This window comes from Pantoea sp. DY-17, assembly GCF_019795975.1.
Taxonomy (GTDB): Bacteria; Pseudomonadota; Gammaproteobacteria; order Enterobacterales; family Enterobacteriaceae; genus Pantoea; species Pantoea leporis.
In genome coordinates this window covers 67609-79995 of sequence record NZ_JAIMIG010000003.1, presented here as the reverse complement: position 1 = coordinate 79995, position 12387 = coordinate 67609, and the positions used below count along the sequence as shown (strand labels likewise).

Below are 12387 nucleotides of genomic sequence, written 5' to 3'. Positions count from 1 at the left end.
TAAATTTGCCCTTTCGGGCCATTCCCACCCTTTTTATCAGTGCAATCTGTTTCAGGGCTTGACCCTCCCGCAGGGTAAAGGTTTACGCTGTGCCCTTATTCACGACAAGGATAAGAATATGCAACGTCGTCATTTTCTAAAGTTGACTGCCGCACTCAGCGCCGCCGGTGCGCTGCCGCTGTGGAGCCGCTCACTAATGGCCGCCACGCGCCCATTATTACCGATTCCCTCCATTTTGCAGCCTGATGCCCGCGGGCAATACACCTTGACCGCCATGACCGGTAGCAGCCAATGGAATGGCAAAGCGGTGCCTACCTGGGGATACAACGGTGGATTGCTCGGACCCGCGCTGCGTCTGCAACGCGAAAAAGCCGTCACGGTGAATATCCATAATCAACTGCCGGAAGCCACCACCTTGCACTGGCACGGGCTGGAGATCCCCGGCGATGTTGATGGCGGCCCGCAAGGGATTATTGCGCCCGGCGCGACGCGTCAGGTCAGTTTCACCCCTGATCAACCCGCAGCGACCTGCTGGTTCCATCCGCATCACCACGGCAAAACCGGTTATCAGGTGGCGCAAGGTCTGGCGGGTTTGGTGCTGCTGGAAGATGAAGCGTCCGGCAAGCTGCGTTTGCCGATGCAGTGGGGCGAAGACGATGTGCCGCTGATTTTCCAGGATAAGCAGCTAAATAAAGCGGGAACGCAAATCGATTATCAGCTCGATATCATGCGTGCCGCCGTCGGCTGGTTTGGCGACATGATGCTCACCAACGGCGTGCAATATCCGCAGCATGCGGTGCCACGCGGCTGGCTGCGTCTGCGTTTGCTTAACGGCTGTAACGCGCGTTCGCTGCATATCGCCACCAGCGATCGACGTCCGCTGTATGTGATTGGCAGCGACGGCGGTTTGCTGGCCGAGCCGGTGAAAGTGGATAGCTTGCCGCTGCTGCCGGGCGAGCGTTTTGAAGTGCTGGTGGATACGTCAGATGGCAAAGCCTTCGACGTGGTGACGCTGCCGGTGACGCAGATGGGCATGACGCTGGCGCCGTTTGACCAACCGCTGCCGCTGGTCAACATTCTGCCGCTGCGCGTGATGGCCAGCGGTACGCTGCCGGACAAGCTGGTGGATCTGCCGCCCATTCCCGCCACCGAAGGCCTGCAAAGCCGCTGGCTGCAGCTGATGATGGATCCGCAGCTTGATCAGCAAGGTATGCAGGCGCTGATGGATCGTTACGGCGATAAAGCCATGGGCGGCATGAAAATGGATCATGGCAACATGGCGATGAGTGATAGCGCGAAGCCGATGGATCATGGCGATATGGCGATGGATCACGGCAGCCACGGCAAAACTGCCGCCTATGATTTCCATAATGGCAACAAGATTAACGGTCAGGCATTTAATATGACCAAGCCGATGTTCAACGTGGAATTGGGCAAAGTGGAGAAGTGGACGATTTCCGGTGAAGGCGATCACATGCTGCATCCGTTCCACATTCACGGCACGCAGTTCCGCATCCTGTCAGAAAACGGCAAGCCGCCTGCGCCGCATCGCGCAGGCTGGAAGGACATCGTCAGCGTTAACGGCTGGCGCAGCGAAGTGCTGGTGCGCTTCAACTATGTCGCTAACGCCGACAATGCGTACATGGCGCATTGCCATCTGCTGGAGCATGAAGATACCGGCATGATGCTCGGTTTTAGCGTCAGTTAACCGACGCCTCCAGCGCCAGGCGGATATCCTCGATCAGGTCGTCAGGATGTTCGATACCAATCGACAAGCGCACGGTCGCATCGGTGATGCCAATACGTTGCCGCACATCCTGCGGCACGCCCGAATGGGTGGTGCTGGCAGGATGGCTGGCAAGCGATTCGGTGCCGCCGAGGCTCACCGCCAGCTTGAACAGTTCCAGCGTATTAAGGAAACGGAACGCCGCCGCTTGCCCGCCACGGATATCAAACGAGAAGGTTGAACCCGCGCCGCTGCACTGGTGCTGATACGTTTTGCCCGCCGGACTTTCTGCCGCCAGATACGGCAGCCAATGCAGTTTTTCAACCTGCGGATGATCGCGTAAAAACGCCGCCACGTTTTCGGCATTGCTGGTGGCTTTCTCCATACGCAGCGACAGCGTTTCCAGCGAGCGGCCAATCATCCAGCTGGAGTGCGGATCCAGCTGCGTGCCGATGGCGCTGCGCAGCGAACGTACCTTGCCGATCAACGCTTTGCTACCCAGCACCGCACCGGCAATCAGGTCCGAATGGCCGCCGACATATTTGGTCAGTGAATAGAGCGACAAATCTGCGCCATGCTGCAACGGCTGTTGAAACACCGGCCCGAGCAGCGTGTTATCGCAGGCGAGAATCGGCCGTGAACCCTGCTGCTGCGCAATCACATCCGCCACCTGCTGCATCAACTGAATATCCACCAGGCTGTTGGTGGGATTGGCGGGCGTCTCAATCAGAATCAGCGCCACGCGTCCGCGCTGCCATGCCAGCTTCGCCGCTTCATGCACCTTATCTTCATCGGTGCCATCGCTGAAACCCACCGCTTTGATCTCCAAATCGTGCAGCGTTTTGCTCAGCAGCGTTTCGGTGCCGCCGTACAGCGGCTGGGAATGCAGAATCACTTCGCCCGGACGCGCAAACGTCAGCAGCGTGGTGGCAATCGCCGACATGCCGGAAGAGAACAGCGCCGCGCTTTCCGCGCCTTCATACACCGCCAGCCGATCTTCTACGATTTCGCTGTTGGGATGATTGAAGCGTGAATAGACCAGCCCGCCAGTTTTGCCTTCCGGCGGCTGCTTGCGCCCGGCGACGAAATCGAAAAAATCCTGCCCCTCTTCGGCACTGTTAAACACGAAGGTGGAGGTGAGAAACACCGGCGGTTTCACCGCGCCTTCCGATAACTGCGGATCGTAACCGTAATTCAGCATCTGCGTTTCCGGGTGCAGATCGCGCGTACCAATCTTGGTTTTTTTACTGAATGAAGCGGTCATAGGAACTCCAGAACTCGGCGGTAAAGGGGCGGACGTGTTCCTACAGTTAACGCCAGCGCGATAAATTTCGCCACGGAATCGTTTGCGTTCTGTGCGCGGCGTTAGACGCTGGCTCGTCTATGATAGACTTCGTGGCTTTCCAAAAACCGTAACTGGACGCATGCAATGAAACATACCGTCGACGTGATGATCTCCGAGCAAGAGATCGCAACCCGAATTGCCGAACTGGGCAAACAGATCAACGAGCACTACCGCAATAGCGGCAGCGAAATGGTGCTGGTGGGTTTGCTGCGCGGCTCCTTTATGTTTATGGCCGATCTGTGCCGCGCCATCGACGTGCCGCATGAAGTCGACTTTATGACGGCGTCAAGCTACGGCAGCGGCATGTCGAGCAGCCGCGATGTGAAAATCCTCAAAGATCTCGATGAAGATATTCGCGGCAAGGATGTGCTGATCGTGGAAGACATCATCGATTCCGGCAATACGCTGAGCAAAGTGCGTGAAATCCTGCGCCTGCGCGAGCCAAAGTCACTGGCGATTTGTACCTTGCTGGATAAGCCAGAGCGTCGTGAAGTGGACGTCACCGTCGAATTTGTTGGCTTTACCATTCCCGATGAGTTCGTGGTCGGCTTTGGTATCGATTACGCCCAGCGCTATCGCCATCTGCCGTATATCGGCAAAGTTATCCCGACCGGTGAATAACCGCACAATCGTCCAAGGCTAAACTTCCCCGCCTGCGATACACTGCGCAGCCCGTAAGCCAACGGTTTATGGGCTGGCTCGACTCTCTGCTAAACTCCATTGATTTCTTAATGTTAATGACCGCGACATCGCTCGTGCGCATTACCATTTTCATAGGCCTTTGATGTCTCTACAACAAGGTATGGATTCGCAATGACATATGCACTGGAAATTTCCGGGCTGACCAAAACCTATCCCGGCGGCGTACAGGCGCTGAAAGGACTCGATCTCAACGTGGAAGCGGGCGACTTTTACGCCCTGCTGGGGCCAAACGGCGCCGGTAAATCCACCACCATCGGTATTATCAGCTCGTTAGTGAATAAAACCGGCGGCAGCGTGCGCGTGTTTGGCTATGACCTGCAAAAAGATGTGGTCAACGCCAAGCGCCAGCTTGGGCTGGTGCCGCAGGAGTTCAACTTCAACCCGTTTGAAACCGTAATGCAGATCGTGGTCAATCAGGCTGGTTATTACGGTGTTGAACGCGCTGAAGCTAACAAGCGCGCGGAAAAATACCTCAATCAGCTCGACCTGTGGGGCAAACGCAACGAACGTGCGCGCATGCTTTCGGGCGGTATGAAGCGCCGCCTGATGATCGCGCGTGCGCTGATGCATGAGCCGAAGCTGCTGATCCTCGATGAACCGACCGCGGGCGTAGATATCGAACTGCGCCGTTCGATGTGGAGTTTCCTGAAAGAGCTGAACATTAAAGGCACCACCATCATCCTCACCACGCACTATTTGGAAGAGGCGGAAATGCTGTGCCGCAATATCGGTATTATTCAGAGCGGCGAGCTGGTGGAGAACACCTCGATGAAAGGGTTGCTCTCCAAGCTGCAATCCGAAACCTTTATCCTCGATCTGGCGCCGCGTAGCCCGCTGCCGCAGCTGGAGGGCTTCCAGTATCGACTGGTCGATACCTCGACGCTGGAAGTGGAAGTGATGCGTGAGCAAGGTCTGAACAGCGTGTTCAGCCAGCTGAGCACGCAGGGCGTGCAGGTGCTGAGCATGCGTAACAAAGCTAACCGCCTTGAGGAGCTGTTCGTCAGCCTGACACAGGGAAAAACAGGAGTGAAAGCATGACGCACTTGTATTGGGTGGCGCTCAAGAGCATCTGGAGCAAAGAGATCAATCGCTTCGCCCGCATCTGGATTCAGACGCTGGTGCCGCCTGTGATCACCATGACGCTCTACTTCATTATCTTCGGCAATCTGATCGGTTCACGCATCGGCGATATGCACGGTTTCAGCTACATGCAGTTTATCGTGCCGGGCCTGATTATGATGGCGGTGATCACTAACGCTTACGCCAACGTGGCATCGTCGTTCTTTAGCGCCAAGTTCCAGCGCAACATTGAAGAGCTGCTGGTGGCACCGGTGCCAACGCACATCATTATCGCCGGTTATGTCGGCGGCGGCGTGGCGCGCGGCGTGTGCGTGGGGATTTTGGTTACCGCGATTTCGTTGTTCTTCGTGCCGTTCCACGTGCATTCGTGGTCGATGGTGGCGCTGACGCTGTTGCTGACGGCGATTCTGTTCTCACTGGCGGGCCTGCTGAATGCGGTATTCGCGCGCACTTTTGACGATATCAGCCTGATTCCCACCTTCGTGCTCACGCCGTTAACCTATCTCGGCGGCGTATTCTACTCGCTGACGCTGCTGCCGCCGTTCTGGCAAGCGGTGTCGAAGCTGAATCCGGTGGTGTATATGATCAGCGGCTTCCGTTATGGTTTCCTCGGCATCAACGATGTGCCGCTGGTGTTCACGCTATCTGTGCTGATCGCCTTTATCGTGGTGTTTTATGTGCTGGTGTATTCGCTGATTCAGCGTGGGCGCGGGTTACGGACCTAACCTGGCATAGCACCTCTGTCCCCTCCTTTGTAAAGGCCATTTTATGGCCTTTTTTTTCGTCCTGAGTTTGTCGCCTGTGGCATTAACACCTTCTTAACGGGTCAGGTTGAGATTGAGATATGTCTCAAACGCTGCCCTGTTTTGGCGCTTAAGACTGATGCTAACAGCCAATACCTTCTAAAGGTTGGACTTAAAATATTGAAGAAACTGGTCTTATTAAAATTTTAACCGCATCCGCTTTTCTCCTCGCTGCCTTATCCCGAAACGTCTTCCCTGATGTGACTTAATTTCCACAATAGATTGTCGTCATAAAAGGCTATCGGAACAGCATAAGACGTTTAGGCATTATGAAGCAGTTAACAGCAGTATTGAGCGCCATTCTTTTGGGCTTAATGGGGATTCATGCCGCGATGGCCAATATGAGCGTTTATCCCATGGTAATAAACCTGGATGAAAAGCGTAATGAAAACACGCCCATTCAAATCACCTCTAAAAGCGAAAATACCCAATATGTACGTGTGGTGGTTAAAGAGGTTATTCATCCTGCAACGCCAGAGGAACAAGAACGCGAAGTAAAAAGCTGGCAGGGTAAAAATATTGTGGTATCCCCGGTTAAGTTCGCTTTGCCTGCCGGAGCGAATAAACTCGTGCGGATTATAGCGCTGCAGCCGGTGAGTCATGAGCATGTTTACCGTATTTACTTTGAGCCGGTCGCCGCTTTAGACAGTGATGCACCGGCTGTGACCAATAAAATCAATGCTTCGATTGGTATGAGCTTAATTTGGGGCGTGCTGGTGCGCCAGCAACCATTAATCGCTCAGCCTGCCGTGGAATATGATCGACATAAACAGCAGTTGCATAATCGCGGTAATGTTCGCGTGATTCTGCAACGTTATAGTTATTGCAAAAAAGAGATGAAAGAGAATGCATGTCAATGGATCCAGGATCAACGCAGTGTCTATCCCGGTGAACGTTACACGCTGAAAAATCAGCCTAAGCATGGTGCTTTAAGGCTGGTATTTAAATTACAAGGAGAGGATCAAGAGAAAATAAGTGTCTTCCCTTGATTGTCCTGCGTAATGGCTAACTTTAGCCAATTCAATAAAAGTGAATAAAGGAATAGGAAATGAAAGTGAAATTACTCGCGGCAATGGCTTTAATGGGAGGCATGGCCTTAAATGCCTATGCGGTTGATCAGGATATTACCGTCACGGCATCCATTGATCCCATGATGACATTAATGATGGAAGATGGCTCAAATCTACCCTCAGCGATTGAAATGAAGTATCTGGCCGATATGAATAAATTGGCGCCTAAAATTATTAATACCCGCGTGCATACCAATGATGTTGAAAAAGACCTCAACATCAAACTGTATAACGCAGCGCAATTGACGCACACCCTGACGCCAGCAAACACCATTCAGCTGACGGTTAAATTTGATGGGAAAGCGTTGACGACGGCTAACACTACTTTTACCGCGACCAGCCTGTTTTCAACGGCAAAAGGTGCCGGTGCGTCGCGTTCCATTCCATTGGAAATCTCCAGCGGCAATGTTACGCCTGCAGCAGGTTTTTATACCGGTCTGGTAAGACTGGCAGTGGTGCAGGCACCTTAATGCTGTTGTGACAATCGTAATATTTCTGGCTTGAGATTTTAATTGTGAAGACGTTCTCCTGGTTAATTCTATTTTTGGTCGGTGCAGCGATTTATCCCTGCCTGGCGCAGAGCCAGGAGAACGTGCCATTAGGTTTTGAAGAGTTATTACTGGGTCAGCATGAATTACTGTCTGTGCGTTTAGCCAGCCATGACTTAGGGCTTTATGATGCGCTGGTAAAACCTGATGAAATCCAGTTTTCGCAACCAGAAAAATTGGTTAAGCGGATCAAAGAAATTTATGGTTTAAGTGAGGAACACGAAAAAAAGCTAACAACGGCTTTGCGTCAGCCACTCGCCCGTAATGGGCATAAAGCCTGTTTAAATGATGTTTCCTCAATACGTTGTGGGCAATTGGATACCGAAAGTGCTGCGCTAATTTATAATGAAAGCCGCAATGATGTTGATCTGTTTATTAACGTCACATGGCTGCCACTAGCCCCTGCGGGTACTGGCTATTACGCACCTGCGCTGAACGCGCACAATGCACTTATCCATCAGCAGCAAATCAATATCGCTACGTCTGACACAACTAAAAATATCAGCATTATAGGAAATGGTGCATTGGGATTGGGCGAAAAAAGTTATCTCTCCGGTAGCTGGCAAGCATTGTTCAATCAACAATCACATTACACGGAAAAAACATTTCGCCATGATGATCTGTATGTTCGTCATGATATTGGCACACGCCGCTATGTTCAGGCTGGCGAAATGGATAAGCGCAATCTCTATGGCGCGCTCGGCGGAAATTTTAATTTATCGTTATTACCGCTGCCTAAATTTTATGGAGTACGGCTGGGCACCACCCAAAGTTACGTTAATAACAGTGAAGAGAGCGAAACAACAACACCTATCACCTTATTATTATCGCGAACCACGCGGGTGGATGTTTATCGCGATGATGAACTGTTGGGTACGCAATACCTGCCCGCAGGCGTGGTGAAACTAAATAGTCAGGCATTTCCCCAGGGACGTTATCTTTTAACGTTGAAATTCTATGAAGAGGGCGCATTAAGCCGCGTACAACAATACCCGTTTAGCAAAACGACGCTGCAGCAGGGTCCGGCAGATTTTCAATGGTTCACACAGCTGGGGAAGGTGGCTGAGGCCGTTAATTCGGTGCCAGACGTTAAAAATCCTCCCCCTTTTGCTTTGCAGAGTGGCTTCAGAACGCGCCTTGCCGAACCGCTGACGATCACCAGCGCCGTTTCAGTGCTGGCAGGAGAAAGCTTTAATGAAACCCGTCTGGATTGGCAAAACGTCTCATCCCTCGGAATAGTCAATTTGGGAATCGGGGCAATGGCGAGCAAACATGGGCTGGCTGGCAATATTCAGCAGCTTGCGATGACTAAAGGCGCAACGCTTTCCTTATATCGTTATCAGCAGCAAGGTAATACCTGCATATCGGCCACGCACGCAGGTCAATATCGTTGTTCACAGAGTCTGAATGCAACGCTTTCTGGTCAGCTTGCGGGCAGCGCGGTGTCGCTGGGATACAGCAAGAGCCGCGCCTCAGTAACGCCTGACGTTAGGGTTGATACCGCGCCTTCATATCCGCGCTATACAGATCAGCAGGCCAGCAAACAGACGCGCTGGCAGCTGGATATCAGCCGCACTTTCACACTTAACACGCTATTAGTGTCGGCGCGTGCGGGCATCTTTCGTAGCATAAGTAGTGGTCAGGAACCCGATCGCGGTGGATACATCGGTATTTCCCTGTCCTATGTGCCGCGCGAGGAAGCCGCTTCGGATCGGCGTCACACTTCGCAGATTGGAGGCGAGTATCGCCGCCAACACAGCCAGGGGGCTGAAATGGGTTGGCAGGCTTCACATGCGGTTTCATGGTTTGCTCCGGAATATCGTGAATTAAGCGTGACCGCGACGGGCAGCCAGGGAGGCGAAATGTATTCTCAGCTCTCGGGGCGACGTGATGGGATGCATGGCAACGTCTATGGAACCTTATCCCATAACCAGGGTGGAACCAGTTTAACCGGAAGCTATAACTCGGCCTTCGCCGCCACGCCTCAGGGATTGTGGTCGGGCAGCAGCGCAGGCAGCACGGATTCTCCGGCGGGTGTGGTGGTAAGCGTGGATGCTGACAGCGCGTTATCGGGTCCAGCGGCAGAAGTCATGGCCAATGGCCATACTTATGCGCTCAATTTTGGCGACAGTGCTTTTCTTCCGGCGGTGGGATATCAATCGGGCACGCACCGCATTCGTGAGAGCACATCGAGTGATAATCAGCAGGCCGCCACGCTCAGTACCGGTGGCAGTGAACAATCATTGTTTTTGCTGCCGGGTAAAATTGTGCAGCGCAAGGTAAAAGCGCGGCTGAATTTAACCTATGTCGGACGGGCGCTCAAAGAAAATGGTATGCCATTGCGCGACGCCAGGGTGATAAATACACCGGCGCAATTAGATAGCGACGGCGGCATGTTATTTGATAGCGCACAGCGCATCACCACGCTTTATCTGCAGGAGTCGATGCAGATATACGCCTGCGCGCTACGTGTAAAGCAGCGTAAAAATGCTGTGCAGTTTGTTGGTGAAGTGATGTGTCCGCTTATAGATGTGGCGGCGCTACCAGACGCGATGCGCAAGAATATAAACCTCGCTGCGTTTAATAACCCTTAATGGCTTCAAAAGCGAGTGACAAACAATGCACTTTTTAACCCTGAGCTCACGCATATATAAGTGGGTAGGCATAATAATATGCGGCACGATGTTAATCACGCCGATGGCCCATGCCGATCAGGAAGCGAGTGATATTAATAAAATTGTCACCGCCGCTGTATCCAAACAAAAACTACCGAGCAAAATTGATATTTTTGTACGCGAAATTGCTGGCTGGAAGGTGGATGATGCCCGGCGCTGGGGCTATGGCACCTATTTGTGCGACTCATCAACTGATCCGCAGCACGGGGCATGTGAAACGAGCGCGAAATATTCTGGCGGCGAAGCGGAATCTGAAATCGTATTAACTTTCACCGAGCGTAAAACGAAAAATAGCGTCAATCTGAAATTGATCGCTTACCGGCAGCCTTATGGGCGTGGCGAGGCTGCACGCTGCACCGGAGGCTATTTTACCCATGAACACTATGCCATTAACGATAAGTTCTCGCCCAACTGTGGCGGCTATCTGCGCCAGGGATCGGGCCTGAGCGTCTATATCAGTGCAGATCAGCTCGCGCTGTTGCCCAGCGGCGGCATATGGGAAGCCGATTTAAAAATAAATGTGATGCAGGGAGAGCCGTTTCAAAAAGCCGCGGAATGGCGCGTAAATATCCAATTGAATATCGATGACAATGCGGCGCAACTCTATTTTCCCGCGTTTCATACCGCTACGCCGCGTATGGCGCTTAACTTGCGTGATACGGGAAAAAATATGGCGGGCGCAGGCCACAGCTATCTGGATATGTGCATGTACGATGGTTATGGCGCCAACAGTCAATCTCTGCAATTAACGCTCTCTGATGGCGTAATGTTGCCCGATCGCAGCAGTACCGATTTCACGATTATTAAACAAGGCGCTTTGAACACGGATAAAAGCCAGCGTATCGATTTTCAGGCATTCGTGGAGTGGAATGGCATGACGCGTCAATTCACTAACCAGTACGCGCTGGTCATTCCCCGTAACGACTACGGTGACTACCGCTTGGTGATGTTGCCGGGAATCAATGTTCCGGTGGCCTGTACGCTGGGACGATTACGCTTATCGACGCCGGCCTTTGATCACGCGACTAAGGCGGCGGGTCAGTACTCAGGCACGCTGAGGCTGGAATTTAAAGTCGAAACCGGCATTCCGTAGCAGGCTGCGGGTTGTGGGAATCGGAAAAGGGCGCCGCTTTGGGCGCCCCTGAGTTTAGGCGACCTGAACTGGTAACGCCTTAGCGAGGCGCTTCATTTCGTTATCGCCTTCGAAGTAGGCAACTTTCGGCTGCCAGCTGCGTGCGACTTCATCTTCGACCTGCACGTAAGAGCAGATGATCATGATGTCACCAGCGCAGGCGCAGCGTGCGGCGGCACCGTTGACTGAGATGATCTTCGAGCCACGTTCAGCGGCAATCGCGTAGGTGGAAAAACGCTGGCCGTTGGTGACGTTGTAAATGTCGATGGCTTCGTATTGCAGAATGCCGGAGGCGTCGAGGAAATCCTGGTCAATGGCGCAGGAACCTTCGTAATGCAAATCTGCCTGAGTGACTTTAACGCGATGCAGTTTGCCTTGAAGTACGGTGCGAATCATAACTGTCTAACCTTGTTAAGCTGCCAATAAACAACGGAAAACTACTCCGTCAGATCCACTTGCTGATTATCAATCAGACGCGCATTGCCGAGCCATGCGGCCATCAATATCACCGCGCGCTGGCTGTCCACGTTCAGCGCTTGTAAGGTTTCGGCATCGCAAATCGCCAGTCCATCCGGACGGAACCCCTTCTCACGCAACGCCACTTCCGCTTGCTCGATAATCTCTTCAACATGGCGCTCGCCGTTGCTCAGACGTTCGGCCATGCTGTTCATCACCTGGCTAAGACCGGCTGCAATATTACGCTCGTCGGCGGTGAGATAGCCATTGCGCGAACTCAACGCCAGGCCATCTTTTGCGCGTACCGTTGGCACGCCCACAATCTCGATATCGAAGCCCATATCCGCCACCATCTTGCGGATAATCGCCAACTGCTGGAAATCCTTCTCGCCGAAGCAGGCGATATCTGGCTGCACCAGATTAAACAGTTTGCTGACGATGGTGGAGACGCCGCGGAAGTGTCCCGGACGGCTGGCGCCTTCCAGCAGCGATGATAAACCCGGCACTTCCACGAAGGTTTGGCTATCCAGGCCTTTGGGATAGACATCGGCGGGCGCGGGCGCAAACACCAGATCCACGCTATGACGATTCAGCTTCTCGCAGTCGTCCTGCAGCGTGCGCGGATAGCGCGCTAAATCGTCGGGACGATCAAACTGCATCGGATTGACGAAAATCGAGACCACTACAACGTCAGCGCGCTCGCGCGCTTCATCGACCAACGTCAGATGACCGTCGTGCAGGTTGCCCATGGTGGGCACCAGCGCAATACGTTTACCTGCCTGACGCCAGCGACGAATCTCACGACGCAGCATCGGCAGTGTTTCAATGATCAGCACTGCAAATCTCCTGA

11 protein-coding genes are annotated in these 12387 nt (G+C 53.1%); 8 read left to right on the top strand and 3 right to left on the bottom strand.

What is annotated here, in order from left to right; genetic code table 11:
- Positions 1 to 118 precede the first annotated feature (118 nt).
- Positions 119 to 1708 (top strand): multicopper oxidase CueO, encoded by a 1590-nt coding sequence (gene cueO, locus K5Y33_RS14595; protein ID WP_110867549.1) that lies wholly within the window; start codon positions 119 to 121, stop codon positions 1706 to 1708.
- Here cueO and K5Y33_RS14590 read toward each other — a convergent pair.
- A complete protein-coding gene (locus K5Y33_RS14590) occupies positions 1701 to 2990 on the bottom strand; it encodes a cystathionine gamma-synthase family protein (protein ID WP_222234379.1) in 1290 nt (429 codons plus the stop codon). The two genes, cueO and K5Y33_RS14590, sit on opposite strands and share 8 nt — an antisense overlap.
- Before the next feature lie 165 nt (positions 2991 to 3155).
- On the opposite strand from K5Y33_RS14590, the gene hpt reads away from it, so the two are divergent.
- The 7 genes from hpt (at position 3156) to K5Y33_RS14555 (ending at position 11042) form a co-directional block, all read left to right on the top strand.
- Positions 3156 to 3692 carry a hypoxanthine phosphoribosyltransferase gene (hpt, locus tag K5Y33_RS14585; RefSeq protein ID WP_192235688.1) on the top strand — a complete coding sequence of 179 codons (537 nt, stop codon included), beginning with the start codon at positions 3156 to 3158 and terminating at the stop codon, positions 3690 to 3692.
- A gap of 192 nt (positions 3693 to 3884) precedes the next feature.
- Positions 3885 to 4811 carry an ABC transporter ATP-binding protein gene (locus K5Y33_RS14580; RefSeq protein ID WP_101762077.1) on the top strand — a complete coding sequence of 309 codons (927 nt, stop codon included), beginning with the start codon at positions 3885 to 3887 and terminating at the stop codon, positions 4809 to 4811.
- Positions 4808 to 5578 (top strand): ABC transporter permease, encoded by a 771-nt coding sequence (locus K5Y33_RS14575; protein ID WP_101762076.1) that lies wholly within the window; start codon positions 4808 to 4810, stop codon positions 5576 to 5578. The genes K5Y33_RS14580 and K5Y33_RS14575 overlap by 4 nt, the downstream gene beginning before the upstream one ends.
- Positions 5579 to 5925: 347 nt before the next feature.
- Complete coding sequence (locus K5Y33_RS14570) at positions 5926 to 6645, top strand: fimbrial protein TcfA (protein WP_192235686.1); 720 nt, start codon at positions 5926 to 5928, stop codon at positions 6643 to 6645.
- A 59-nt stretch (positions 6646 to 6704) separates the two neighbouring features.
- On the top strand, positions 6705 to 7196 hold the full coding sequence (locus K5Y33_RS14565; protein ID WP_222234378.1) for a CS1 type fimbrial major subunit: 492 nt from the start codon (positions 6705 to 6707) through the stop codon (positions 7194 to 7196).
- A gap of 44 nt (positions 7197 to 7240) precedes the next feature.
- Positions 7241 to 9868 carry a TcfC E-set like domain-containing protein gene (locus K5Y33_RS14560; RefSeq protein ID WP_222234377.1) on the top strand — a complete coding sequence of 876 codons (2628 nt, stop codon included), beginning with the start codon at positions 7241 to 7243 and terminating at the stop codon, positions 9866 to 9868.
- An 88-nt stretch (positions 9869 to 9956) separates the two neighbouring features.
- The gene (locus tag K5Y33_RS14555) at positions 9957 to 11042 is read left to right on the top strand and encodes a CfaE/CblD family pilus tip adhesin (RefSeq protein WP_222234376.1); all 1086 of its coding nucleotides are present in this window, start codon (positions 9957 to 9959) and stop codon (positions 11040 to 11042) included.
- Between the two features lie 54 nt (positions 11043 to 11096).
- Here the strand turns inward: K5Y33_RS14555 and panD are convergent, their stop codons facing one another.
- Together panD and panC are read right to left on the bottom strand one after the other, a co-directional pair.
- The gene (gene panD, locus K5Y33_RS14550) at positions 11097 to 11477 is read right to left on the bottom strand and encodes an aspartate 1-decarboxylase (protein WP_007888760.1); all 381 of its coding nucleotides are present in this window, start codon (positions 11475 to 11477) and stop codon (positions 11097 to 11099) included.
- Between the two features lie 41 nt (positions 11478 to 11518).
- A complete protein-coding gene (panC, locus tag K5Y33_RS14545; protein WP_101762070.1) occupies positions 11519 to 12373 on the bottom strand; it encodes a pantoate--beta-alanine ligase in 855 nt (284 codons plus the stop codon).
- Positions 12374 to 12387: the final 14 nt, after the last annotated feature.